This window comes from Halomonas urumqiensis (assembly GCF_003028575.1).
GTDB classification, from domain to species: Bacteria; Pseudomonadota; Gammaproteobacteria; order Pseudomonadales; family Halomonadaceae; genus Halomonas; species Halomonas urumqiensis.
In genome coordinates this window covers 13,682-39,833 of sequence record NZ_PYUD01000002.1, presented here as the reverse complement: position 1 = coordinate 39,833, position 26,152 = coordinate 13,682, and the positions used below count along the sequence as shown (strand labels likewise).

General features: G+C 63.3%; 21 protein-coding genes and 2 tRNA genes. 14 read left to right on the top strand and 9 right to left on the bottom strand.

Features of this window, described 5'->3' with window-relative positions:
* Positions 1–183: 183 nt before the first annotated feature.
* The 14 genes from ftsH to pnp all read left to right on the top strand — a co-directional run bounded on the left by ftsH (position 184) and on the right by pnp (position 15,065).
* Positions 184–2,184, top strand: a complete 2,001-nt coding sequence (gene ftsH / locus C6V82_RS07495) for an ATP-dependent zinc metalloprotease FtsH (RefSeq protein WP_102587475.1) — start codon at positions 184–186, stop codon at positions 2,182–2,184.
* 87 nt (positions 2,185–2,271) lie between these two features.
* Entirely contained in the window at positions 2,272–3,126 is an 855-nt protein-coding gene (folP, locus tag C6V82_RS07490; protein WP_444542702.1) for a dihydropteroate synthase, read from the top strand.
* Positions 3,126–4,481, top strand: coding sequence for a phosphoglucosamine mutase (glmM, locus tag C6V82_RS07485; protein ID WP_102587476.1), 1,356 nt, complete (start codon positions 3,126–3,128; stop codon positions 4,479–4,481). Before folP ends, glmM begins: the two co-directional genes overlap by 1 nt.
* A gap of 92 nt (positions 4,482–4,573) precedes the next feature.
* Complete coding sequence (tpiA, locus tag C6V82_RS07480; protein ID WP_102587477.1) at positions 4,574–5,323, top strand: triose-phosphate isomerase; 750 nt, start codon at positions 4,574–4,576, stop codon at positions 5,321–5,323.
* A 4-nt stretch (positions 5,324–5,327) separates the two neighbouring features.
* Entirely contained in the window at positions 5,328–5,687 is a 360-nt protein-coding gene (secG, locus tag C6V82_RS07475; RefSeq protein ID WP_102587478.1) for a preprotein translocase subunit SecG, read from the top strand.
* Positions 5,688–5,715: 28 nt separating this feature from the next.
* A tRNA-Leu gene (locus tag C6V82_RS07470) sits at positions 5,716–5,802 on the top strand.
* Between the two features lie 170 nt (positions 5,803–5,972).
* Positions 5,973–6,049 (top strand) — tRNA-Met (locus C6V82_RS07465).
* Positions 6,050–6,294: 245 nt separating this feature from the next.
* Positions 6,295–6,756 carry a ribosome maturation factor RimP gene (gene rimP, locus C6V82_RS07460; RefSeq protein WP_102587479.1) on the top strand — a complete coding sequence of 154 codons (462 nt, stop codon included), beginning with the start codon at positions 6,295–6,297 and terminating at the stop codon, positions 6,754–6,756.
* Positions 6,757–6,821: 65 nt separating this feature from the next.
* The gene (gene nusA / locus C6V82_RS07455; RefSeq protein WP_102587480.1) at positions 6,822–8,312 is read left to right on the top strand and encodes a transcription termination factor NusA; all 1,491 of its coding nucleotides are present in this window, start codon (positions 6,822–6,824) and stop codon (positions 8,310–8,312) included.
* 107 nt (positions 8,313–8,419) lie between these two features.
* Positions 8,420–10,936, top strand: a complete 2,517-nt coding sequence (gene infB, locus C6V82_RS07450; protein WP_102587481.1) for a translation initiation factor IF-2 — start codon at positions 8,420–8,422, stop codon at positions 10,934–10,936.
* 15 nt (positions 10,937–10,951) lie between these two features.
* The gene (gene rbfA, locus C6V82_RS07445; protein ID WP_102587482.1) at positions 10,952–11,374 is read left to right on the top strand and encodes a 30S ribosome-binding factor RbfA; all 423 of its coding nucleotides are present in this window, start codon (positions 10,952–10,954) and stop codon (positions 11,372–11,374) included.
* Positions 11,374–12,291, top strand: a complete 918-nt coding sequence (truB, locus tag C6V82_RS07440; RefSeq protein ID WP_102587483.1) for a tRNA pseudouridine(55) synthase TruB — start codon at positions 11,374–11,376, stop codon at positions 12,289–12,291. The genes rbfA and truB overlap by 1 nt, the downstream gene beginning before the upstream one ends.
* Positions 12,292–12,395: 104 nt before the next feature.
* Complete coding sequence (gene rpsO / locus C6V82_RS07435; protein WP_102587484.1) at positions 12,396–12,665, top strand: 30S ribosomal protein S15; 270 nt, start codon at positions 12,396–12,398, stop codon at positions 12,663–12,665.
* Between the two features lie 267 nt (positions 12,666–12,932).
* Positions 12,933–15,065, top strand: a complete 2,133-nt coding sequence (pnp, locus tag C6V82_RS07430) for a polyribonucleotide nucleotidyltransferase (protein ID WP_180978243.1) — start codon at positions 12,933–12,935, stop codon at positions 15,063–15,065.
* A gap of 159 nt (positions 15,066–15,224) precedes the next feature.
* On the opposite strand, the gene C6V82_RS07425 is transcribed toward pnp, so the two are convergent.
* The 9 genes from C6V82_RS07425 to C6V82_RS18095 all read right to left on the bottom strand — a co-directional run bounded on the left by C6V82_RS07425 (position 15,225) and on the right by C6V82_RS18095 (position 26,151).
* The gene (locus tag C6V82_RS07425; protein ID WP_102587486.1) at positions 15,225–16,400 is read right to left on the bottom strand and encodes an acetyl-CoA C-acetyltransferase; all 1,176 of its coding nucleotides are present in this window, start codon (positions 16,398–16,400) and stop codon (positions 15,225–15,227) included.
* A gap of 184 nt (positions 16,401–16,584) precedes the next feature.
* Positions 16,585–16,965 carry an aspartate 1-decarboxylase gene (gene panD / locus C6V82_RS07420; protein ID WP_102587487.1) on the bottom strand — a complete coding sequence of 127 codons (381 nt, stop codon included), beginning with the start codon at positions 16,963–16,965 and terminating at the stop codon, positions 16,585–16,587.
* A gap of 37 nt (positions 16,966–17,002) precedes the next feature.
* Positions 17,003–17,851 (bottom strand): pantoate--beta-alanine ligase, encoded by an 849-nt coding sequence (gene panC / locus C6V82_RS07415; protein WP_102587488.1) that lies wholly within the window; start codon positions 17,849–17,851, stop codon positions 17,003–17,005.
* A gap of 88 nt (positions 17,852–17,939) precedes the next feature.
* Positions 17,940–18,731: a 3-methyl-2-oxobutanoate hydroxymethyltransferase gene (gene panB, locus C6V82_RS07410; RefSeq protein WP_102587489.1), complete on the bottom strand. Its 792-nt coding sequence runs from the start codon at positions 18,729–18,731 to the stop codon at positions 17,940–17,942.
* Between the two features lie 91 nt (positions 18,732–18,822).
* A complete protein-coding gene (folK, locus tag C6V82_RS07405) occupies positions 18,823–19,317 on the bottom strand; it encodes a 2-amino-4-hydroxy-6-hydroxymethyldihydropteridine diphosphokinase (protein WP_102587490.1) in 495 nt (164 codons plus the stop codon).
* A complete protein-coding gene (gene pcnB / locus C6V82_RS07400) occupies positions 19,314–20,711 on the bottom strand; it encodes a polynucleotide adenylyltransferase PcnB (protein WP_102587491.1) in 1,398 nt (465 codons plus the stop codon). The genes folK and pcnB overlap by 4 nt, the downstream gene beginning before the upstream one ends.
* 920 nt (positions 20,712–21,631) lie before the next feature.
* Positions 21,632–23,047: a sigma-54-dependent transcriptional regulator gene (locus C6V82_RS07395; RefSeq protein WP_102587492.1), complete on the bottom strand. Its 1,416-nt coding sequence runs from the start codon at positions 23,045–23,047 to the stop codon at positions 21,632–21,634.
* Positions 23,025–25,985, bottom strand: coding sequence for an ATP-binding protein (locus C6V82_RS07390; protein WP_102587493.1), 2,961 nt, complete (start codon positions 25,983–25,985; stop codon positions 23,025–23,027). Before C6V82_RS07390 ends, C6V82_RS07395 begins: the two co-directional genes overlap by 23 nt.
* Positions 25,975–26,151 carry a hypothetical protein gene (locus C6V82_RS18095; RefSeq protein ID WP_180978244.1) on the bottom strand — a complete coding sequence of 59 codons (177 nt, stop codon included), beginning with the start codon at positions 26,149–26,151 and terminating at the stop codon, positions 25,975–25,977. Before C6V82_RS18095 ends, C6V82_RS07390 begins: the two co-directional genes overlap by 11 nt.
* Position 26,152: the final 1 nt, after the last annotated feature.

Here is a 26,152-nt window from a genome sequence, read left to right as displayed (position 1 = left end):
GCCGCGGTGCGGATTGGAATGATAGCCCGGGCCTAACGACCCGATTGCCGGACAGCGTGGCTCGACTGTGTCACAGTATGTCTGAGGGACAGTGGGGACAGTGGCCGAACGAGGGCCGCTCATGTAGTGTCGAATGTGCTAGGCACATTTGGCCGACAGATTATTGATATTGAGGGTAGTCCCTTGAACGACATGGCGAAGAACCTGATTCTGTGGTTGGTCATCGCGGCGGTGTTGCTGACGGTGTTCAACAACTTCAGCGTCGATAACGCACCCCAGTCGATGAATTATTCACAGTTCGTCCAGCAGGTGCAGAACCAGCAGGTTCGCACGGTGACCATCGATGGCTACACCATTTCCGGTGAGCGTACCGATGGTTCCCAGTTCCAGACCATCCGCCCGGCGGCGGATGACCCCAAGCTGATGGATGACCTGCTGGCCAACGACGTCACCGTGGTAGGCAAGGAGCCGGAGCAGCAGAGCCTGTGGATGCGGCTATTGATCGCCAGCTTCCCGATCCTGTTGATCCTGGCCATCTTCATGTTCTTCATGCGCCAGATGCAGGGCGGTGGCGGTGGCAAGGGCGGGCCGATGAGCTTCGGCAAGTCCAAGGCCAAGCTGCTCTCCCAGGATCAGATCAAGACCACCTTCTCCGACGTGGCGGGCTGTGACGAGGCCAAGGAAGAGGTCGAGGAACTGGTCGACTTCCTGCGCGACCCGACCAAGTTCCAACGGCTGGGTGGCACCATCCCGCGTGGCGTGTTGATGGTGGGCCCCCCCGGTACCGGTAAGACCTTGCTCGCCAAGTCGATTGCCGGCGAAGCCAAGGTGCCGTTCTTCTCGATCTCCGGTTCAGACTTCGTCGAGATGTTCGTTGGCGTGGGTGCGTCCCGCGTACGTGACATGTTCGAGCAGGCCAAGAAGCAGGCGCCGTGCATCATCTTCATCGACGAGATCGACGCTGTGGGTCGTTCGCGCGGCGTTGGCATGGGCGGTGGCAATGATGAGCGCGAGCAGACGCTCAACCAGCTGCTGGTCGAGATGGACGGCTTCGAGGCCAACGAAGGTATCATCGTGATCGCCGCCACCAACCGCCCCGATGTGCTCGACCCGGCGCTGATGCGTCCGGGCCGTTTCGACCGCCAGGTGGTGGTGCCGCTGCCGGACATCCGTGGCCGCGAACATATCCTCAACGTGCATCTGCGCAAGGTGCCGCTGGCAGATGACGTCAAGCCTTCGCTGATCGCCCGTGGTACGCCAGGGTTCTCCGGCGCCGACCTGGCCAATCTGGTCAATGAGGCGGCATTGTTTGCCGCGCGCCGTAACAAGCGCCTGGTGGCTATGGATGAGCTCGAGCTTGCCAAGGACAAGATCATGATGGGCGCCGAGCGTCGTTCCATGGTCATGACCGAGAAGGAGAAGCTCAATACGGCCTTTCACGAGTCGGGACACGCCATCATCGGCCTGGTGATGCCGGAGCACGATCCGGTCTACAAGGTCACCATCATTCCGCGTGGCCGGGCGCTGGGTGTCACCATGTTCCTCCCCGAGCAGGATCGTTACAGCCTGTCGCGGCAACAGATTCTCAGCCAGATCTGCTCGCTTTTCGGTGGCCGGATCGCCGAGGAAATGACCCTCGGGCCGAACGGGGTGACCACCGGTGCTTCCAACGACATCAAGCGTGCCACCGAGCTTGCCCATAGCATGGTCGCCAAGTGGGGTCTCTCCGAGGAGATGGGCCCGATCATGTACGATGAGGACGAGTCACATCAGTTCCTGGGCGCTCCTGGCCAGGGTGGCAGCAAGATGCGCTCCGGCGAGACGACTTCCAAGCTCGACAAGGAAGTGCGCAAGATCATCGATGGCTGTTATGAGCAGGCCCGGCAGATTCTCGAGGACAACCGCGACAAGCTCGATGCCATGGCCGAGGCGCTGATGAAGTACGAGACCATCGACGCCGACCAGCTCAAGGACATCATGGAGGGTCGCGCTCCGCGTCCGCCCAAGGATTGGGAGGACGGTGATTCGTCGGGCCCCGGCGCACCGGTCACCGATGAGCCTGAGGCCGAGACCCGCAGTGATCCTCAAGGTTCGGATGGTGCTGATGGTGACAATGACGACGAGGACGAAGACGAGCCGCAACGTCGCCCCTCCGACCCCCTGGGCGGCCCGGCCGGTTCGTGAACTTGCCCTTTAATGAAAGGCCGCTTTGTGAAAGACAGGCGCCCCTCGGGGCGCCTTCGACGTTAAGTGCCGCTGAAAGAATGACTGATGATGAACGAAACTAGCGCTTCCCTGATGTGTGGCCGGCATCGGCTCGATCTGTCCTACCCCCGCGTCATGGGGATCCTCAACGTTACCCCTGATTCCTTCTCCGATGGTGGCCGCCATGTGGCCCGCGATGATGCGCTGCGCCATGCCGAGCGGATGCTTGCCGAAGGGGCGGCAATCATCGATGTGGGCGGTGAATCGACGCGCCCAGGGGCCGAGCCGGTAAGTTCGGCGGACGAGCTCGAGCGAGTCGCGCCGGTTGTCGAGGCACTGGTGCGTGAACTCGACGCGCTGGTCTCGGTGGATACCAGTTGCCCCGTGGTGATGCGTGAAGCCGCGGCACTGGGGGCTGGAATGCTCAACGACGTGCGTGCCCTGGAGCATGAAGGGGCGTTGACGGCGGCGGTTGGCACGGGGCTCCCGGTCTGTGTGATGCACCGGCAGGGCGAGCCTCGCGACATGCAGGAAGCGCCTCGCTATGATGTGCCTGTCGAAGACGCCGTATTCGACTATCTCGCCACCCGCGTGGCGCAGTGTGAAGCGGCGGGCCTGCGGCGTGAACGGTTGCTGGTCGACCCCGGTTTCGGCTTCGGCAAGAGCGTGGAGCATAACCTGCGCCTGCTCAACCGAATGGAGCGCCTGGCGCAGCTCGATCTGCCATTGCTGGTGGGCATGTCCCGCAAGAGCATGATTGGCAAGGTGTTGGCGCGCCCGGTGGAAGAGCGGCTTTCCGGTGGGCTTGCGCTCACGGCGCTGGCCGTCGAGCGAGGCGCGAAGATTCTGCGTGTCCATGACGTTGGCCCCAACGTGGATGCGGTGAACATGACATGGGCCGTACTCAAGGAAGGTTGCTGATGACAAGACGCTACTTTGGCACCGATGGCATTCGCGGCACCGTGGGTGAGCCACCGATCACCGCCGATTTCATGCTCAAGCTTGGCTGGGCGACCGGCCGCGTGCTGGTCAATGATAATGAGCAGCGGCCTCACCGCGTGTTGATCGGCAAGGACACGCGGATTTCCGGCTACATGTTCGAATCGGCCCTGGAGTCCGGGCTTTCGGCGGCCGGTGTCGACGTGGCGCTGCTCGGGCCGATGCCGACGCCGGGGATCGCCTATCTGACCCGTACTTTCCGTGCCGATGCCGGTATTGTCATTTCGGCGTCGCATAACCCCTTTGCCGACAACGGCATCAAGTTCTTCTCAAGCGAAGGCGCCAAGCTCGGCGACGCGATCGAAGAGCGCATCGAGGCGATGCTTGACGAGCCGCTGACCACCGTGGCCGCCCACGTACTCGGCAAGGCGACGCGCATCGACGACGCCGCTGGCCGCTACATCGAGTTTTGCAAGTCGACCGTCCCCGACCGGGTCAGCCTGCGCGGCTTGAAGGTGGTGCTCGACTGCGCCCATGGTGCCACCTACCACATCGCCCCCAGCGTGTTTCGCGAGCTGGGCGCCGAGGTCAGCCTGATCGGTGCAAGCCCAGATGGCCTCAACATCAACCAGGAAGTGGGCTCCACTCACCCCGCGGCGTTGCGTGCGGCGGTGATCCAGCAGGGCGCGGATCTCGGCGTGGCCTTCGATGGCGATGGCGACCGCGTGCTGCTGGTGGATGCCGATGGCCGCGAGATCGACGGCGACGACATTCTCTATCTGATCGCCCGCGACCGCCATGCGCGCGGCGAGCTGGGCGGTGGCGTGGTCGGCACCCTGATGTCCAACTTCGGCCTCGCCGCGGCATTGGAAGGCATGGGAATACCCTTCGAGCGTGCCAAGGTGGGCGACCGCTACGTCATGGAACGCCTGGCGGCGAATGGTTGGCAGCTCGGTGGCGAATCCTCGGGCCATATCGTCTGCGGCCATGTACAGACCACCGGCGATGGCATCGTCTCGGCGCTGCAGGTCCTGGCGATCATGATTCGCGAAGGCCAGACATTGGCGCGTTTGTTGGCCGGTCTTGAAAAGGCGCCCCAGGTACTGGTCAACGTGCGGCTGACGCCCGGCACCCAGGCCAAGGCAGTGATGGACATGCCTGAGTTGCAGAGCGCGGTGGCCGATGTGGAAGCAGAGCTTGGCGACCAGGGCCGGGTACTGCTGCGCCCCTCGGGCACGGAGCCGCTGATACGGGTGATGGTGGAGGGTCGCCCGCATCTCGATGTCGAGGGCTTGGCCCGGCGTCTGGCCCGTGAAGTTGAAGCGCTGCTCGACTGACCACCTCTCGCTGGCGATTGCTTGTGCCCTGTTGGTTGTCTTGACAGGGCCGCTCCTATACCATTTCGCACCACCTTGAAAGAGGACACTTCATGCGTACCCCGCTGATTGCCGGCAACTGGAAAATGAACGGGTCAATGGCGCTTGTCGAAAGCTTTGGCGAGTCCTTTGCCCGAGCCCCGCTGCCGGCGGGCATCGATGTGGCGCTGATGGTGCCCTTTCCCTACCTGGGTGACGCCGCACGTGCATTCGACGGCACGCCGGTCGCTATCGGTGCGCAGACGCTGAGTGACCAGCCATCGGGGGCGTTCACTGGTGAAGTCAGCGCGGCCATGCTGGCCGACTTCGCGGTACGTTATGTATTGGTGGGCCACTCCGAACGCCGCACGCTGTTCGGCGAGGACGATGCCGCCGTGCTGGCGCGGGTGGAGGCGGCACTCGCGGCCGACCTGGTACCGGTGCTGTGCGTCGGCGAAACCCTCGAGGAACGCGAAGCCGAGCGCACCGAGGTGGTAGTGCTGGGTCAACTCGAGGCGGTATTCGACGCCTTGTCGGCCCAGCAGCGCGCGCGTGTGGTGGTAGCCTATGAGCCGGTATGGGCCATCGGCACGGGGCGGACCGCAAGCCCCGCTCAGGCCCAGGCGGTTCATGCGGCGATCCGTGCGTGCCTGGCGCGTTATGATCAGACCCTGGCCGAGGGGATGCGCCTCCTCTACGGCGGCAGCATGAAGGCGGACAATGCCGCGGAATTGCTAGCCCAGCCAGATATCGACGGCGGCCTGGTGGGCGGAGCATCGCTCAAGGTCGACGATTTCCTAGCCATTTGCCAGTCAGCAGGTTGAAACCATGCAAGTTGCCATTCTCATGACCCATGTGGCGATCGCCATCGCCCTGGTCGCCCTGATCCTGTTGCAGCAGGGCAAGGGCGCCGAAGCGGGCGCTGCCTTTGGTGGCGGTGCCTCCCAGACCGTGTTCGGCTCGCGCGGAACCGGTGGTTTTCTCGCCAAGTTCACCGCGGTGCTGGCGGCGAGTTTCTTCGCCACCTCCTTGACCCTGGCATGGTTCGCGTCCCAGGCGGGGCAGGCGCCCGAAGCGGGCATTCCCGACTCACGCTTGATCGAGCAGCAGCGCAACGTTCCAACGCTTGACGATAGCGAGCAAGGTGTGGATAATACCGCGCCAGTGCTGGAGGAAAGCAGCGACTGAGTTCGCGGCATTTCCCGGCCTCCCCGATGCCGAAGTGGTGGAATTGGTAGACACGCTATCTTGAGGGGGTAGTGACCTTACGGTCGTGCGGGTTCAAGTCCCGCCTTCGGCACCATCTGATTCGCATGCACCTGTTGGTCACTTTTTGGTCGGACATATTGGCCAGATGCATTGAGTGGAAGCAACATGGCAGGGTGCGGTTATCAGGCGCAGGATTGGCAGCACGGTGAGCGTTTTACCTTGACGAACAAGCAAGGTAGGCATAGAATCACCGACCTAGATTGATGCGGGGTGGAGCAGTCTGGTAGCTCGTCGGGCTCATAACCCGAAGGTCATCGGTTCAAATCCGGTCCCCGCTACCATCTTCCGGCAAGGCGCCTTTCGGGCGAATGGCTCGATTGAAGGGGCCGCCAGCAAGCCGGAGTGGTTTACAGGTTTCTTGTGAAAGCCCCTTCCTGTGAAGGGGCTTTTTGTTAGCAGCTTGCTCACGGCGTCATTCACAGTGGATGACCCTGGAGCACTGTTCCGGGCAACGCCAATCAGCCACCTGTCTTTCCTGTTCACTCCCGGCCAGGTGCCTGATGCAACGGCTGTAGGAGCATATTCCGTGGCAATCAAGGATGCTGCATTGCATGCGCTGATCGAACCCGTGGTCTCGGCCATGGGCTTCGAGCTGTGGGGCATCGATTTCCTGTCCCAGGGCAAGCACTCGCGGCTGGTGATCTTCATCGATCATGACAATGGCATCAGCGTGGAAGATTGCGCCGATGTCAGCCGTCAGGTGGGCGCAGTGCTCGATGTGGAAGATCCCGTGCGTGGCGAATATCGCCTCGAGGTTTCCTCTCCGGGCCTGGATCGGCCGCTGTACACGCTCGATCAATTCGAGCGTTACCAGGGGCACGATGTGGCTCTGAAACTACGTGCTCCCTTCGAGGGTCGGCGCAAGTTTCAGGGCCTGCTGGCAGGAGTCGAGGCCGACGAGGTGCTGCTTCACGTCGATGGTGAGGAATACTGTTTCCCCATCGATGGCATCGACCAGGCGCATGTCGTGCCCAGGTTCGAGGAGTAGGCCGCTGGTCGAGGTTGGCGAATGAGCATGATGCTCAAGGACAGGTTTTCTGGCGAGGCAAAGGCATGAGTAAAGAGATTTTGACGGTCGTTGATGCGATCTCCAACGAGAAGGGGGTCCCGCGCGACGTGATCTTCGAGGCCGTCGAAGCGGCCTTGGCCAGCGCATCACGCAAGCGCTTCGAAGATCAAGAAGCGAGTGTTCGGGTGCATATCGACCGTCGTACCGGCGACTACGAGACCTTCCGTCGCTGGGAAGTCGTCGAGGATGATGACTTCGACGGCCCGGATGCCCAGATCAAGCTCACTTTCGCCGAGCGTCGTGACCCGCCCCTGGGCCTGGGTGACGTGGTGGAAGAGAAGATCGACAATGCCGACTTCGGACGGATTGCCGCCCAGACCGCCAAGCAGGTCATCGTGCAGAAGGTACGCGAAGCCGAGCGTGCCGAAGTGGTACGTGTCTATGCCGAGCGTGAAGGTGAGCTGGTGGCCGGTATCGTCAAGAAGACGACGCGCGATGGCCTGATCATCGACCTGGGTGACAACGCTGAAGCCTTTCTGCCGCGTAGCGAGATGATTCCCGGAGAGCGCTACCGCATGAACGAGCGGGTGCGTGCATTGCTGGTCAAGGTCGATGCCGAGGCGCGTGGCGCTCAACTGATCCTGTCGCGCACCTGCCCGGAACTGATCATCGAGCTGTTTCAGATCGAGGTGCCGGAAATCGCCGAGCAGCTCATCGAGATCAAGGGGGCGGCTCGCGACCCGGGTTCGCGCGCCAAGATCGCGGTCAAGACCAACGACCGCCGCATCGACCCTGTCGGTGCCTGCGTCGGCATGCGTGGTTCGCGTGTCCAGGCGGTGTCCTCGGAGCTGCAGAACGAGCGCGTGGATATCGTGTTGTGGGACGACAACCCCGCGCAACTGGTGATCAATGCCATGGCGCCGGCGGATGTCGCCTCGATCCTCGTCGACGAGGATGCCCACGCCATGGACGTGGCGGTCGCCGAGGATAACCTGGCCCAGGCCATCGGCCGCAGTGGCCAGAACGTCCGCCTGGCCTCGGAGCTTACCGGATGGCGTATCAACGTCATGACCGAGGATGAAGCCGAGTCCAAGCGTGACCAGGAGTTGGACAGCCTGGTCGAACACTTCATCCAGCACCTGGACATCGATGATGACGTCGCCCGTCTGCTGGTCGAAGAGGGATTTACCTCCCTGGAAGAGGTCGCTTACGTACCGGTGGAGGAGATGCTGGAGATCGAGGAGTTCGACGAGGATCTCATCGAGGAGCTGCGCGCTCGCGCCAAGGATGAACTGCTGAACCTGGCGATCGCCTCCGAGGAGGAGCTCGACGGTGCCCAGCCGGCCGATGACCTGCTGGAGATGGAGGGAATGGAGCGCCACCTGGCCTTCATCCTGGCCAGCCGCGGGATCGTCAGCATGGAAGATCTCGCCGAGCAGTCCGTCGATGATCTGATGGATATCGAGGGGATGGACGAGGGGCGCGCCGCGGCACTGATCATGACGGCCCGTGCTCCCTGGTTCGAAGACGAATAGCTTGATTGCGAATCGCACGTTAGCGAATGGCGTGATACCGCGACCGGCGGATCAATGAAGCATTCGATAGCGAACAGTATTGGGGTCACGGGCTCAGGAGGGTCGTAATGTCAGAGATGACCGTTAAGGATTTCGCAGCAAAGGTGGGCCGTGAAGTGCCTCGCCTGCTGGAACAGATGAAAGAAGCCGGGCTCGAGCACAAGTCCGAGAGCGATGCGGTGTCCGAGGAGGACAAGCGTCAGTTGCTCGACCATCTCACCAAGAGCCATGGCGGCGGTGGGGCCGGTGCGAAGAATCGCATCACCTTGACCCGCAAGACACGCAGCCGGATCAAGACCGGTGAGCGTGGCAAGACCATCGAGGTGCAGGTCCGCAAGAAGCGTACCTACGTCAAGCGTGAGGATCAGCCCGCCGAGGAGCCCGTCGCCGAAGAGAGCGGCCCGCGTCAGCTGGTGGGTGACATGGCGGATTCCCAGCAGGCTCGCGCCGAGCAGGAAGCGCGTGATGCCGAGGCCGCCAAGGCGAAAGCCGCCGAGGAAGCCGAGCGTGCGGAAGCCGCCAAGCGTGAGGCCGAGAAGCCGGCACCTGCCGCCGAGCCGCAGGTCCCGGTGCCGGAGCTGGTCGAGCAACCGGTCGCCGACGAGCCGCCCGCGCCACCCAAGGAAGGTCGCTCGGATCGTCGCACAGCGCCGCCCAAGAAGACGGCCGCCAAGAAAGGCCGTCATGAACGCGACGACGATGACCGTGGCGATCGCGAGGAGCGTCGCCGTGGCGGCGGCAAGAAGGTCAAGCGGGCCGAGCGCCGTGGAGGCCGCCGTGGTGGCTCCCAGGGTGGCGGCAAGCATGGTTTCCAGAAGCCGACCCAGCCGATCGTGCGCGAGGTGTCGATTCCCGAATCGATCAGCGTTGCCGACCTTGCCGACAAGATGTCGATCAAGGCCAACGAAGTCATCAAGGCCATGTTCAACATGGGTGCCGCGGTGACCATTAACCAGACAATCGATCAGGACACCGCGGCCATCGTGGTCGAGGAAATGGGCCATACGCCCAAGCTGATCAAGGATGATGCGCTCGAGACCGAAATGCTCGAGGGTATCTCCTACGAAGGGGATGAGATCAGCCGGTCGCCGGTGGTCACGGTCATGGGTCACGTCGACCACGGCAAGACGTCGCTGCTCGACTATATCCGCAAGGCCAAGGTGGCTACCGGTGAGGCGGGGGGGATCACCCAGCACATCGGCGCCTACCACGTCGAGGACGACCACGGCGGCGTGACCTTCCTGGATACTCCGGGTCACGCGGCGTTCACCGCCATGCGTGCGCGTGGCGCCAAGGCCACCGACGTGGTCATCCTGGTGGTTGCCGCCGACGATGGCGTGATGCCCCAGACCATCGAGGCGATCGAGCACTCCAAGGCGGCTGAAGTCCCCATGGTGGTGGCGGTCAACAAGATGGACAAGCAGGGCGCCGATCCGGATCGCGTCAAGAACGAGCTGTCGCAGTACGGCGTGATCTCCGAGGAGTGGGGCGGTGACACCCAGTTCGTGCATGTCTCGGCCCACACCGGTGATGGTATCGAGGATCTGCTCGAGGCGATCCAGCTGGTCTCCGAAGTGCTCGAGCTCAAGGCCGTGCCCGAAGCGCCCGGCAAGGGTGTGGTGGTCGAGTCGCGGCTCGACAAGGGCCGTGGCCCGGTGGCCACCGTACTGGTGCAGAACGGCACCCTGCGTCGCGGCGACATCGTGCTGGCTGGCCTGCACTACGGCCGTGTCCGCGCGCTGACCAACGAGCTTGGCAAGCAGGTCGAATCGGTGGGTCCGGCGATGCCGGTAGAGATCCAGGGGCTCGACGGTACCCCCGATGCCGGTGACGACTTCATGGTCGTGGCCGACGAAAGGAAGGCCCGCGAGGTCGCCAATTTCCGTCAGGGCAAGTACCGCGAGGTGCGCCTGGCGCGCCAGCAGAAGGCCAAGCTGGAGAACATGTTCAGCCAGATGGGCCAGGACGAAGTGGCCAAGGTCAACATCGTGCTCAAGGCCGACGTGCAGGGCTCGCTCGAGGCTATCAAGGGCGCTCTGGAGGAACTCTCCACCGAGGAAGTCAAGGTGGCCGTGGTGTCCTCCGGCGTGGGTGGCATCACCGGTACCGACGCCAACCTGGCGCTGGCCTCCGAAGCCATCGTGATGGGCTTCAACGTGCGTGCCGACGCGGCTGCACGCGAGATTATCGAGCGCGAAGGCCTCGACCTGCGCTACTACAGCGTCATCTACCAGCTGATCGACGAGGTCAAGCAGGCGATGACCGGCATGCTGGCGCCGGAATGGAAGGAAGAGATCGTCGGCGTGGCCGAGGTTCGCGACGTCTTCCGTGCGCCCAAGATCGGTGCCGTGGCCGGTTGCATGGTGGTCGAGGGCTCCGTGCATCGCAACAAGAAGATCCGTGTGCTGCGCGACAACGTGGTGATCTACGAGGGTGAACTCGAGTCGCTGCGTCGCTTCAAGGACGACGTCCAGGAAGTGCGCAACGGCATGGAGTGTGGCATCGGCGTGAAGAACTACAACGATGTCCAGGTCGGCGACAAGATCGAGGTCTTCGACCAGGTCAAGGTCGAGCGGACCCTCTAAGGGTCGAGGAGCGACATGCGCGAGTTCAAACGTACCGACCGGGTGGCCGACCAGCTCCAGAAGGAGCTGGCGGTGCTCATCCAGCGCGAGGTCAAGGACCCGCGCCTGGGCATGGTCACGGTGAGTGGCGTCGAGGTCAGTCGTGATCTCGGCTACGCCGATGTCCACGTGACCCTGTTGGGTGAAGACACGCCGGAGCGCATCAAGGAGAACCTCAAGGTTCTCAAGCAGGCGGCGGGTTTCCTGCGCGGCCAGATCGCTCGAAGGATCAAGCTGCGCCATGTGCCGGAGCTGCGGTTCCACTACGACGAAAGCGTGGTGCGCGGCCAGCGCCTGTCATCGCTGATCGAGGAGGCGGTGTCCAGCGATCGTGCCCGTCATGACGACGATGCCGATACGCCGGATGACGGTTCACCAGGCCACGGCGAGCGGGATTGATGGCACGTCGGCGTCGAGGTCTCCCGATCAATGGCGTGTTGCTGCTCGACAAGCCCAAGGGGGCCTCGAGCAACCATGCCCTGCAGCGAGCAAGGCGGCTGTTCGAAGCCCAGAAGGCTGGCCATACCGGCACGCTTGACCCGATGGCGACAGGCCTGTTGCCGGTCTGTTTCGGTGAGGCGACCAAGTTCTCCGCCCACCTGCTGGCAGCCGACAAGGTCTACCGTACGCGGGTCGAGCTTGGGGTGATCACCGACAGCGGCGATGCCGAGGGGACGGTGATCGAACGGCGTGACGTGCCACGGCTCACCGAAGCCGACATCGAAGGGGTGCTGAACCGCTTTCGCGGTGAGATCGAACAGGTGCCGCCCATGGTATCGGCGCTCAGGCACCAGGGACGCAAGCTCTACGAGCTGGCGCGCGAGGGCAAGACGGTAGAGCGTGCAGCCAGGCGCGTGACAGTGTATGATGCCCGGCTTCTTGCCTTCGAGCCTGAGGCATTCGAGCTCGAAGTGCGTGTCAGCAAGGGCACGTATATCCGCACCCTTGCCGAGGACATCGGCCTGGCGCTGGGTTCGGGCGCGCACATCAGCGCGTTGCGCCGTCTCGAGACCGGCTCCTTCGCCAGTGACGGGATGCACCCGCTCGAGGCGCTGGAGGCATTGCCCGACCCGGTGGCCCGCGAGGCACTGCTGCTGCCGGTGGATGTGCTGGTCAAGCACCTGCCGCGGCTCGATGTCGATGGCGTGGCGGCCACCCGCCTGGGCCATGGCCAGTCGGCTACGGTCGACACCACGGCCTGTGGCGAGGGAGCACTGGCAAGACTCTATCGTGACGAGACCTTTCTGGGACTCGGCACGGTGACGGCGCCACAGGAGGTGGCGCCGAAGCGGCTGCTGAGTAGCGCAGCCGACTAGGAAAGGGGCACGACACGCCTTTCCAAGGGAGACACAGCCGAGACTGCAAATATGCGTGGTCTCATACACTTATCACTCAGGCATATTGCTTACTGGAGATACAGATGGCACTGACAGCCGAACAGAAGGCCACAATCGTCAACGAATATGGCCGTGGCGACAACGACACCGGTTCCCCCGAAGTGCAGGTTGCCCTGCTGAGCGCCAACATCGATGGCCTGCAGGATCACTTCAAGACCAACAAGCAGGATCACCACTCACGTCGTGGTCTGATCCGCATGGTCAACCAGCGCCGCAAGCTGCTTGACTACCTGAAGCGCAAGGATTTCGAGCGCTATCAGTCGCTGATTCAGCGTCTGGGTCTGCGTCGCTAAGCGAAGCCGCGCGAGACACGAAACGGGCAGCCCACGGGCTGCCCGTTTTGCGTCTGGGGGTTGGCTTGTGCTGTCGGGTCAAGGCTTGGCATGGGCCGGCAAGGGGTGGATAGCGGCTTGGCGGTAGGGGTGACGGTCAGCCCTCGTGCCCCTTGGCAAGATTGTCGCGTTGAATTGTCGCTAACTGGTGGCCCCGGCGGACGTCAACCCCTAAAATAGTCGCCGAGTCAAAACGAACCAAACACAGAAAAGTTGAAGGAAGTCGCCGTGAATCCGGTCAAGAAAACGTTCCAGTACGGTCGCAGTACCGTCACCCTCGAAACAGGCCGCATCGCCCGTCAAGCCACTGGGGCCGTGATGGTCACCATGGATGACACCGTGGTGCTGTGCACCGTGGTGGCCAAGAAGGATGCCAACCCCGGTCAGCCCTTCTTCCCCCTGGCAGTGTTCTATCAGGAAAAGACCTATGCGGTCGGCAAGATTCCCGGCGGCTTCTTCAAGCGCGAGGGGCGCCCCACCGAGAAGGAGACCCTCACCTCGCGGCTGATCGATCGCCCGATTCGTCCGTTGTTTCCCAAGGGCTTCATGAATGAGGTCCAGATTGTCTGCACGGTGCTCTCCACCGATCGTAATCATGACCCGGATATCGCCGCAATGCTCGGCACCTCGGCGGCGCTGGCTATTTCCGGTGTTCCCTTTAATGGCCCCATCGCCGCGGCTCGCGTCGGTTTCGATGAGGACAAGGGCTATTTCCTCAATCCCACCGTGGAAGAGCTCGCAGGCTCCGAGCTCGATATGGTCGTTGCCGGCACCGAGAAAGCCGTGCTGATGGTCGAGTCCGAGGCCAAGGAGCTGCTCGAGGATGAAATGCTCGGCGCGGTGCTGTACGGCCACATGGAAATGCAGGTGGCCATCAAGGCGATCAATGAACTGGCTGCCGAAGCCGGCAAGCCGAAGTGGGACTGGCAGCCGCCCGCCGAGAACACCGCGCTGAAGCAGGCCATCGCGGCGGCCTTTGAAGCCAAGGTCGGCGAAGCCTACCGCATCACCGACAAGATGGTTCGTCAGGATGCATTGTCCGCGCTGAAGGCGGAGGCCGTCGAGCAGTTGGCCGGTGAAGAGGAGGGCAAGTTCGACGCCGATGAGGTCAAGGGCGCTTTCGCGGGGCTCGAGAAGCGCGTGGTGCGCAGCCGTGTGGTCAAGGGTGAGCCGCGTATCGATGGCCGTGACCTGAAGACCGTCCGGCCGCTGGCCATCGAGGTGGGCAGCCTGCCCAAGACCCACGGCTCGGCGATCTTCACACGCGGTGAGACCCAGGCCATCGTGGTGGCGACGCTTGGCACCCTGCGTGATTCGCAGCTGATCGAGTCGCTGGAAGGCGAGCGCAAGGATCGCTTCCTGCTGCACTACAACTTCCCGCCCTATAGCGTCGGCGAAGCCGGTTTCATGGGCGGCCCCAAGCGCCGCGAGATTGGCCATGGTCGCCTGGCGCGTCGGGGTGTGCAGGCAATGCTGCCCAATGAAGCGGATTTCCCCTACACCATTCGCGTGGTCTCCGAGATCACCGAGTCCAACGGCTCGAGCTCCATGGCGTCGGTATGCGGCACCTCGCTTGCGCTGATGGATGCCGGTGTACCGGTCAAGTCGCCAGTGGCGGGGATCGCCATGGGCCTGGTCAAGGACGAGGATGGCTTCGCCGTGCTGACCGACATCCTCGGTGACGAGGATCATCTTGGCGACATGGACTTCAAGGTGGCGGGTTCCGCGGAGGGTGTCACTGCCCTGCAGATGGACATCAAGATCGAAGGCATCAACGAAGAGATCATGGAAACCGCACTGCAGCAGGCCAATGCGGCCCGCCTGCATATCCTCGAGGAGATGAACACGGTGATCGCGCAGAGCCGTGCCGAGGTCTCCGAGAATGCCCCGTCCATGGCCACCATCAAGATCGCCGCGGACAAGATCCGTGACGTGATCGGCAAGGGGGGCGCCACCATCCGCAAGATCTGCGAGGATACCGGCGCTTCCATCGATCTGGACGACGATGGCACGGTGCGTATCTACGCCGAGGACAAGGCGGCGGCCAAGCGGGCCATCGATACCGTGCTTGCGATCACCGCCGAGGCGGAAATCGGCAAGCTGTACCGCGGCAAGGTGGTGCGCATCGCCGACTTCGGTGCCTTCGTCAACATCATGCCGGGAACCGATGGCCTGGTGCACATCTCCCAGATCGTGCCGGAGCGGGTCAACGACGTGCGCGACTTCCTCAACGAGGGCGACGAGATCGTGGTCAAGGTGCTCGACATCGACAACCGCAACCGGGTCAAGCTCACCATCAAGGAGATCACCCCGGAGGAGAAGGCCGCCTTCGAAGCCGAAGAGACTGCCACCGAGCTGTAAGCCTTAAGCTTTAAGCTGTAAGTCAAACCCTCCATGGCCGATGTCCTGGAGGGTTTTTTGTTGTTGGCGACAAAAAGACAAGCCCTTGCGGGAGAGGTCCGCAAGGGCTTGATTTTCAGTGCTTACAGCTTACAGCTTACAGCTCGCGCGCAGCGCGGATTAGCGTTCGATGGCGAGCGCAACCCCTTGCCCACCGCCGATACACAGCGTGGCCAGGCCCTTCTTGGCATCGCGGGCAATCATCTCGTGCAGCAGGGTGACCAGCACCCGGCAGCCGGACGCGCCAATCGGATGGCCAATGGCGATGGCGCCGCCGTTGACGTTGATCTTGCTGGTGTCCCAGCCAAGTTCCTTGTTGACCGAGAGGGCCTGGGCGGCGAACGCCTCATTGGCTTCGACCAGGTCGAGGTCATCCAGGCTCCAGCCGGCCTTCTCCAGGCAGCGACGGGTGGCCGGAGCCGGGCCGATGCCCATGATCGCCGGGTCGACGCCGGCATTGGAGTAGGCGGCAATTCGCGCCAGTGGCTCGAGCCCCAGGGCCTTGGCCTTTTCGGCGGAACACAGCATTACCACGGCGGCACCGTCATTGAGCGACGAGGCATTGCCGGCGGTCACGGTGCCATCCTTCTTGAACGCCGGGCGCATGCCGGAGAGCTTCTCGGCGGACACTTCGCGCGGGTTTTCGTCGGTGTCGAAGACCACCGGGTCGCCCTTGCGCTGGGGGATCTCGACCGGCACGATCTGGCTCTTGAACTTGCCCTCGCGGATGGCGGCGGCGGCCTTCTGCTGCGAGCCGGCGGCGAATTCGTCCATTTCTTCGCGGGTGATGCCGTATTTCTCGGCCAGGTTCTCGGCGGTGATGCCCATGTGGTAGCCGTTGAAGGCGTCCCACAGGCCGTCGTGAACCATGGTGTCGATGGCTTTCCAGTCACCCATGCGCTGGCCATTGCGCGAGTTGGGTAGCACATGGGGGGACGCGGACATGTTTTCCTGGCCACCGGCGAGGATCAGCTCGGCATCGCCACAGCGAATCGCCTGGGTAGCCAGGTGGAGTGCCTTGAGGCCGGAGCCACAAACCTTGTTGATGGTCATGGCGGGAACGGCAGCCGGCAGGCCGCCCTTGATGGCCGCCTGGCGGGCTGGGTTCTGGCCGACGCCTGCGGTCAGCACCTGGCCGAGGAGGACTTCATCCACCTGGTCGGCGGCAACGCCGGTGCTGGCCAGGATATCCTTGATTACCAGGGCGCCAAGGTCGCTTGCGGGAATGCCGGCCAGGGAGCCACCGAAGGCACCTACGGCGGTACGGCGTGCGGCAACGATCACCACTTCTTGCATGGAAGAGTCTCCTGAACATGGATGATGACGGGCTTGCGGTCTTGCTCATTGGTGGCGAGGAACGTCACCACACGGGCAGGACCGGTTCTCGTCAGCATAGGGGAGTCTTGTGCGCCGCGGCAATGCTTCGTTGGCACAAAGCTGGTGCGTATCGCATGAGATTGCACAACGTCAGCATGCCAAGTCAGGCCATCTGCACCGGAATGGCGTGGCTGGTATGGCTGACCACGTTGCCCTCTTGCAGATAGACCAGCGCTGGCTGGTGGTTGTCGAGTTCGGCCTCGTTGTAATGCGCGTAGCTGCAGATGATCACTCGATCGTTGGGGCCGGCGAGGTGAGCGGCGGCGCCATTGACGGAAATGGTCCGTGAGCCTTCCTCGGCGCGTATCGCATAGGTGGTGAAGCGCTGGCCGTTTTCGACGTTGTAGATCTGAATCTGCTCGTTCTCGCGAATACCGGACATGTCGAGCAGGTCGCCGTCGATGGCACACGAGCCTTCATAGTTGAGCACGGCATGAGTAACGCGGGCCATGTGCAGCTTGGCCTTGAGCATGATGGTGAACATGGACGTGAGGTCCTCCGTCAACAGTCGGGCCGGCGTGTCAGCGCGGCAGGGTCAGGGAGATATTGTCGATCAAGCGGGTCGGGCCCAGCCGCGCCGCCGCCAGTAGCACGGCATCGCGAGTCGTCGCCGTGACCGGGCTGAGGTCAGTGGCGCGAAGTTCCAGGTAATCGGGAGTGAAGCCTGCCTGGGCCAGCGCCTCGCGCCCCATGGATAGCGCGCGCTCGGGTGGCTCGCCATCTTCCATTGCGTCGCGCAGTGCCTCGAGCATCTGGTGCAGGCGTGGTGCCGTGGCGCGTTGCTCGTCATCGAGGTAGCCATTGCGTGAGGAGAGTGCCAGCCCATCGCTGGCCCGTACCGTGGGCACGCCGATGATCTCGATGGGGAAGTGCAGGTCCTGGACCATGCGACGAATCACCGCCAGCTGTTGGTAATCCTTCTGGCCGAAGCAGGCCACATCGGGCTGAACGAGGTTGAACAGCATGCTGACGACGGTTGCCACGCCATCGAAATGTCCGGGCCGCGAGCCGCCGCACAGGCCTTCGCTGACTTCCGGTACGCGTATGCGCGTCTGGGACGCCAGTCCGCGTGGATAGACCGTCTCGGTGGTCGGGGTGAACAGCAGGTCGCAGCCAGCCGCGGTGAGCTTGGCCTGGTCGTCGGCCAGGGTCCGCGGGTAGGCGTCGAGATCCTCGTTGGGGCCGAATTGCATCGGGTTGACGAAGATCGTGGCCACCACGATATCGGCCTGCCGACGGGCGGTTTCCACCAGGGCTATATGGCCCTGGTGCAGGTTGCCCATGGTCGCCACCAGGGCAATCCGCTGGCCTTGCCGACGGAAGTCGTCGAGCGCTTCACGCAACGCGGGAATCTCGTTGAGGGTACGCATCGGAGCGCCTCCTGGTCGTCATGCCCGTGATGGCGGGGCATGGGTGTCGAGCATGTTGTCGAGAACGGTGTCGAGAACGGCGTGGCCCTCAGAAGCCGTGCTCCGGGGCAGGGAAGCGCCTGGCCTTGACGTCTTCGTGGTAGCGTCGAAACGCCCCCTGAATGTCATCCGCCTCGGCCATGAAGTTCTTTACGAAACGTGGCGTTCGTCCGTGGGTCACGCCCAGAACGTCGTGCATGACCAGAATCTGGCCATCGGTATCGGGGCCGGCGCCGATGCCGATCACTGGCACATCCAACGCTTCGGTCACTGCTCGGCCCAGGCTCGCCGGCACGCACTCGAGCAGGATCACCGAGGCACCCGCCTCGACCAGCGTGCGGGCATCCTCGAGGATCCGGCTTGCTTGCTCGGCCTCGCGGCCCTGCACCTTGTACCCCCCGAGTTGGTAGACCGACTGCGGCGTAAGGCCCAGGTGCGCACAGACAGGCACACCGCGTCGCGTCAGTTCGCGGATACCGTCGGCCATCCAGGCCTCGCCCTCGACCTTGATCAATTCCGCACCGGCGCGCATCAGTTCGCCGGCGTTCTCGAGCAGGCGTTCGGTGGTCGAGTTGCCCATGAACGGCAGGTCGACCATTAGCAGGCTGGCGCCCTTGCCGCGCGCCACGCACCGCGTGTGGTAGCGGATGTCTTCGAGGGTGACCGGTAGGGTGCTGGAATGTCCCTGCAGAACCATGCCCAGCGAGTCACCCACCAGCAGCACCTCGATTCCGGCATCACCGGCGGCTCGAGCGAAGGAGGCGTCGTAGGCGGTCAGACAACTGAACGGCTCACCGGCGCGCTTGAAGGCCTGCAGCGAGCTCAGGGTGACGGTTTTCATGGCGTGCTCTCGTCGTTGTGTCTTTTTATCACCCGCGATTGTTACCCGAACAGCCTTGGCGTGTCGATAGGTAACACTTTTCCGGGCGGCCTCAGGCGTCGGGTAACACTGGCCACAGGTCATCGGACGCCAGCACAGCCGACAGATCACCAATGCGCTGGCCATCGGGCAGGTTCCGGTCGGCGGCAAGCTCCGCCAGCGGAACCATCACGAAGGCACGCCGGGTCATCTGTGAGTGGGGGATGGTCAGACGTGGCGACACCAGGCACATGTCATCGAAGAGTAACAGATCCAGGTCCAGGGTGCGGGGCCCCCAGCGGCGCTGGCGAACGCGGCGGTGGCGCTGCTCGAGCGCCTGGAGCTGGTCGAGCAGGGCCAGCGGCGAGAGACGGGTCTCGAGCCTGGCGACGGCATTGACGAAATCAGGTTGGTCCTGGGGGCCGACCGGGCGGCTGGCATACAGGCGCGAAGTTTCGAGGCAGCGCGTCAATGGCAACCGGTCGAGAGCCTTGAGGGCAAGCTCGACCTGCTCACGCGGGTTGGCGAGGTTGCTGCCAAGGCCGACCCAGGCGATGTGCACGCTCATGCCTCGTTCGAGGGGTTCTTCGGCTTGCGACGCCGGCGGCGTCGCTTGCGAGGCGCACCACTACCTGCCGGGTTGGCGCCGACCTTGTCGAGCAGGCGACGCTGTTCGTGTTCGTCGGCCTGCTGGAAGGCGGTCCACCAGTCACCCAGTCCGGGTTCGAGCTCGCCGGCAGCTTCACGCAGCAGAAGCAGGTCGTAGCCGGCACGAAAACGCGGGTGTTCGCGCGTCTGGAAGACGCGCCGGCCCCGGCGCATCGGCAAGCGCTGCTGGATGTCCCAGATGTCGCGCATCGGCATGCTGAAACGCTTGGGAATCGAGATATGTTGCAACTGCCGTGAGATCACTTGCTGCGAGGCGGCCTGCAGCGCCGGGATCGGTGGCATTCCTCCGGCCTCCAGGCTTGCCTGACGAAGCTGCACGGGTCCCCAGAGCAGGGCGGCGAAGAGAAACGCCGGGGTGACCGGGCGCTCTTCAGCGATCCGCCTGTCGGTGCTCGCCAGGGCCTGCTCGATCAGTGGCTCGGCCCATGGCAGCTCCGCCATCGCCTCGTCGGCCTCGGGAAACAGCATGGCAAACAGCCCGTAATGACGCAGCAGGCGGAATGTCTCGACGCCGTGGCCGCCCATGAACATCTTGAGGATCTCGTCGAACAAGCGCGCCGGCGGAATCTGCAGCAACAGCGGGGCCAGCTCATCGATCGGCGCTTCGGTGGCCTGGGCGAGGTGGAAGTCGAGCTTGGCGGCGAAACGTACCGCCCGCAGCATGCGTACCGGGTCCTCGCGATAGCGGGTGGCCGGGTCGCCGATCAGTCGCAGCGTACGAGCCTCTATATCACTCACGCCGTTGGCGAAGTCGTGAATCGAGAAGTCGGCGATGCTGTAGTAGAGGGCATTGACCGTGAAGTCGCGACGCAGGGCATCTTCCTGAATGTTGCCCCACACATTGTCGCGCAACAACAGGCCATCATCGGACTGTTGTGCGATGTGGTCGCCATGATCATCACCGGGCTTGCCTCGGAAGGTCGTGACCTCGATCACTTCGCGACCGAAACGCACATGCACGATACGAAAGCGGCGGCCAATGATTCGCGAATTGCGGAACAGTTCCTTGACCTGTTCGGGCGTGGCATCGGTTGCCACGTCGAAGTCCTTGGGCATGCGGCCCAGCAGAGAATCACGGATGCAGCCGCCGACCAGGTAGGCCTCGAAGCCGGCATTATGAAGACGATAGAGGACCTTGAGCGCGGCATCGCTGAAGTGCTGTCGCGATACCGGGTGTTGCTCTCGGGGAATGATGCGCAACTCATGGCTGGCACCGGCAACATCCTCTGGGCCGAAAAGTGACCTCAAGTGCTCTCCCGGACTCTGCAGAAAGCGGGTAAATCCTTTGAACATGCGGCGATATCGACTCGCAGGGCAAATAGGTAAGGGTGCGAAAGGGTTTGAGTGTAGCGGACCCCTGGCACCTTGCATAGCGCCGTTCCCGCGAAGCGGAGGTAGGCGTAAAGAGGCAGACGTAAAAGGGGGAGGCCATGTGGCCTCCCCCTAAAGCATCATGGCAGCATCCGTGCTGCTGGTTCTTCTTCGTGATGGCGCATCGCCTTGAATACGCACCACAGTCACCAAGGAGTATCCGGGCAAGCAATGTTCTTGTCGTTGTTGGCGCTCCCTGGGGTGACCGCCTCGTATTCAAAACAATAATCCAACCACGACGGCATGGAATATGCCTCCGCTCGGCTTGTTGATATTGTTGCCGAGCGTGCATCTTGACGGCCATTGTTATTGTTGGCGGCCATGACTGATGCGTCGCGTCCTGGTCTTCCGGGTCTCGTGAATATTGTTGTTGTTGGCTCGAGATGCACGGCACGCGTCCGATATTGTTGTTGTTCGGTCGTCGTGTGCTTGGCTGGCCGGCCTGCATGGATTGTTATTGTTGTTGGTCGAGGCCCTGTCACAACCTGCTGCCGTATTGTTGTTGTTGGCAGTGAGTGACATCCGGAATTTGTTTTTCTTGCCCATAAAGGTAGCGAACCCCGTGCCAGTTGGTTTTTTATGTATAAATTTCAATGAATTATATTTTTCTTGATGGTCGAGGTCGGCATCTGAGCCTGTGAGTGTTACCGCCATGGCACCGATGTGGGGCGTGGGCTGTGTGGGACGGTAACAAATGGGGCAAACTGTGGCCGCCATGGCCTGGGTGAGAGGTGTAACGGGTTCTGATACGCGTCTTGCACCATGGTCGCATGGACGTCGGAGGTGTCTCGGTGACTGGATCTCTGTGGCTGGGTTTCTGTGGCTGGGTTTCTGTGGACAGTTCAGCCGGTACGGCGGCGCGGGCTCTTCTTGCGCGGTATGCCGAGGCGCTGGCGGCGCTCCCACAGTGACTTGCGGCTGATGCCAAGCTTGTGTGCCAGCTCTGTTTCACTCATTTGATCCTGGTGCTCCAGCACGAAATGCTGGAAGTAGTCTTCCAGCGACAGGTCTTCCTCGCTGCTCTCCGTGCCCTCTTCGCCGCTGGCCATGCCACCGGTGGCGCTTGCCTGGTGGCCACTGCCCGATGTCGGCGTTGGTGAGGAGGGGCGGGTGGTGAGCGGCGCCAGACCCAGGTCATCGGGGTGGATCAGGTGGCCCTCGGCCAGGATCACCCCACGTTCCAGGGCATTCTCCAGCTCTCTGACATTGCCGGGCCAGGGGTAGTCGCGTATCTCGCGCCGTGCCGCGCGGGAAAGACGCAACCCGTCGCGGTCGTGACGGGTGCAGGCCTTCTCCAGCAAGGCATCGGCGATGGTCAGTACGTCCTCGTCGCGGTCACGCAGCGGCGGCAGGTCGATCTGCATCACGTTGAGCCGGTAATAGAGATCGAGCCGGAACTCGCCCGTCTTAGACAGGGCACGAAGGTCACGATGGGTGGCGGCGATCAACCGCACGTCGACGTGGCGGGTTTCCACCGAGCCGATCTTGCGAATCTCACCCTCCTGCAGCACCCGCAGCAATCGCGCTTGGGCGTCCAGCGGCAATTCGCCGATCTCATCGAGAAACAGAGTACCGCCATCGGCGGCTTCAACGAGGCCGGTGCGTGCAGAGCTTGCGCCGGTGAAGGCGCCCTTCTCGTGACCGAACAGTTCCGATTCGATCAAGGTCTCGGGAATGGCTGCACAGTTCACACAGATCAATGGCGCGCGGTCCCGCTTGCTCTGCTGGTGGATAGCGCGGGCCACGAGTTCCTTGCCGGTGCCCGATTCGCCCTGGATCAACACGGTGACATCAGCGGGTGCGGTCTTGCGAATGCGCGTGTAGACCAGCTGCATGGCCGTGCAATTGCCGATCATTGGCTGGGCCTTGCCACCGGGCTCGGTGATGTCGGGTGGTTCGGCACTGTGCACGGCTTGCTGATGCAGTACGCGCGAGACGGTCTCGAGCAGTTCATCGTGGTCGAAGGGCTTGGCGACATAGTCCACCGCGCCGAGTTTCAAGGCCTCGACCGCCGAGCGCATGCTGGCGTAGCTGGTCATGATCAGCACCGGAACCGGGGCGGCATGCCCGATCAGCTCGGTGCCCGGATCGCCAGGCAAGCGCAGGTCGCTGATGACCAGGTCGAAACGCTGGGGGTCTTGCGCGAGCGCCTCGGCTACCGAGCCAGCTTCGCTGACGTGGTAGTCATGGCGCTCCAGCAGCCGGCGCAGGGCGCTGCGAATGATGGCTTCGTCTTCAACGATCAGGATCCGGCTCATCGGGTCGTTCACCCTCCTGCTGTCGGTTGAGGGGCAGCCAGAGGCTGATCCGGGTGCCGCGTGGCTGATCGGCTGGCGGTGAGTCGATCTCGATGCGCCCACCGTGCTCGGCAACGATGCTGTAGACCAGAGGCAGGCCAAGGCCTGTCCCCTCGCCTGGTGGTTTGGTCGTGGTGAAAGGCTCGAAGAGGTGGTCACGGACCCGTTCGTCGATTCCCTGGCCTTCATCGGTCACCGTAACCAGCAGCCCGTTGTCCTGTGCCGCGGTAGCAATGACCACCTGGTCACCGGGTTCGCTGGCATCACGCGCGTTGCTGAGCAGGTTGACCATCACCTGCAGCAACCGCTGGGCGTCGCCCTCGACCATCAGGCTCGGGTCACAGCGATTGGCGTAGCTGACATCCTCCCCCGAGCGGGCGAGGTGGATCAAGTGCAGGGCGTCATCGGTGACCTGGGCCATGGCCACCGGCGTGAACGCCTGGCCGGTAACGTGTCGCCCGCCGTGGGCGAACCCCACCAGCGATGAAACGATCCGCGACACCCGATCGGTGAGTTGCTGGATCTGGTCGGCGGTTTCCAGTAGCTGGGGATCATCGGTGTCGTAACGCAGGTTCTGCGCCAGCGACGAGATACCGGTGATCGGGTTGCCGATCTCGTGGGCCACGCCAGCCGCCAGTTGGCCGATCGAAGCGAGTCGTGCGGCATGCACCAGCTCGTCTTCCAGCCACTTCATCTCGCTATGGTCCTCGATCAGGATCACCTTGCCGCCCAGCTCGTCGTTGCTGGCCTCGAGCTCGGCCTTGTGCAGCGTCAGGTAGCGTTGAGCGCCGTCGAGATCGACCGGTTGCTTGTAGAGGTGACTGCGCGGCTCGGCCAGGATTCGACCGAGCAGCTCGCCCCAGGGGGGGGGAAGGCTGTCGCGTCGTGACCCGATCACGCTCTCGCCTGGTATCCCGGTCAGGGCGGTCAATGCATCGTTCCACATCAATAGCTCGCCATCTTCGCCGAAGGCGCACAGGCCGACCGGCAGGCGGGTCAGGGTCCGGCGGTGGTAACGGCGCAGGCCGTCGAGTTCGCGGGCAAGCCCGGTCAGTCTTGAGCGGTAGGCTTCCAGGCGGCTCTCGACGAAGTGGATGTCCTCGGTGGCGCCGCCGCCTCCCTGTTGATAGGGCAGGTAGCGGTCGACGATGTCCTGTGCCACCGACGGGCCCATCAGCCCTGACAGGTTGGCCTGCAGGCGGTCGCGCAGGCGGCGCAGCGCGTACGGGCGGCTATCCAGCGGTGACAGGCCGAGGTCATCCAGGGCGCGCTCGACCTCGCGGCTGGCGACATCCTCGCCAAGTGCGCGGCCAAGGTGTTGCTTGAAGTCTTCACCAGTGGCGGCGGCCAGCGGCAGGCGCTGGGGTCGGATCACCGCATCCACGGAGCAGGCCTCGGCGGCGGCGCGTTCGCCTTCCGAGGTATGGCTGGCAAGTGACACCACGATCAGCACCAGGATATTGGCGGCCATCGATACCAGGGTGACGATGTACCAGTCAGGTTCGCCGATCAGGATTTCAAGCCCTGGCGGAATGACGACCAGCGGCGGCAGGCCGGTGAGCAGCGGCACCCACAGGCCGGCAAGCCATATCAGGATGCCCACTACCAGGCCCGAGACCATGCCCTTGCGGTTGGCGCCAGGCCAGTAGAGCAGGGCCAGCAGCCCGGGCAGGCACTGGGCCATGCCGACGAAGGCCGCCAGCGCCAGGGTGGTCAAGTCGTGGTGGACGCCGACGATGCGATAGAAAAGCCATCCTCCCAGGATCACCGCGGCGATCAGCGCGCGACGCAGCCACAAAAGCCAGCGGTAGAGATTCTGCCGGGCGTCCGGCGGATGGGCCACCAGCAGCACGTGGTTGAGGATCATGCCCGACAGCGCCAGGGCGATCAGCATCATGGTGGCACTGGCGGCGGCAAGCCCGGCAATGAAGGCAAGTGCCTGGACCCAGGGAGAGTTGGAGAGGCCAAACGCCAGGTAGGCGGCCCCGATAAGTTGGTCGCTGCCCAGGCGTTGGCCGGCCCACAGGATCAGCGGCACCGGAATGGCCATCAGCAGCAGAAACAGGGGCAGTGCCCAGCTGGCCTGAAGCAAGGTGTGACGCGATAGCGTCTCGGCGAAGGTGATATGGAAGATGTGTGGCATCAGCAGGGCGGCGGCGAAGAACAGCAGCAGCAGGGTACGCCAGTGAGCGGGGTCGGGTTGCAGCACGCCAGCTTGGTAGGCCTGGCCGGGGCCATCCAGCCAGCCTTGCAGGTCGGCCGGACCATTGAAGACGCCGAACAGCGCGATACCGGCCAATGCCAGCATGGCGCCGAGCTTGACCAGTGACGACAGTGCGATCACGGCCAGCAGGCTGTCATGGCGGTCGTGAAGGCGGCTTTCGCGCGCCCCGAATAACATGGCGAACAGCGCGATCATCATGCAGAAGGCCAACGCCAGCAGGGCGGGTGAGGCGGCGCCGGTCATCAGGAAGATCGCATCTCCCAGGGTTTGGACTTGAAGGGCCAGCAGAGGCAGAACCGCCAGCAGGCTGATCACGGTGATCAGGGTGCCGACCCAGCGTGAGCGAAAGCGAAAGGCAAACAGGTCGGAGAGTGACGCCAACTGGTAGGTGCGGGTCATGCGCTGGATCGGTACCAGCAGTACCGGCGCCAGCAGGAAGGCGCCTGCGACCCCGAGGTAGTAGGCCAGATAGCCATAGCCGGAGGTGGAGGCAAGCTCAAGGCTGCCATAGATCGCCCAGGCGCTGGCGTAGACACCGAGCGCCAAGGTGTACACGGCTGGGTGACGGATGATGCGAACCGGTACCCAACCGCGATCCACCGCCATGGCGCACAGGAACAGCACCAGCAGATAGCCGGTACCGAGGACGAACATGCCGGCGAGGCTAGCGTTCATCGAGCTTCCTCTTCTGTTCCAGCCATAGCGTCAAGGCGATCAGTACGCCCCAGATCAGGAAGGGGCGGTACCAGGCCACCCCAGGAGTCGCCCAGCCACTCATCAGCAGCGGCGAAAGCAGGTAGCCGCCCAGCACCAGGAACAGCATGATGCGATAGACGTACATG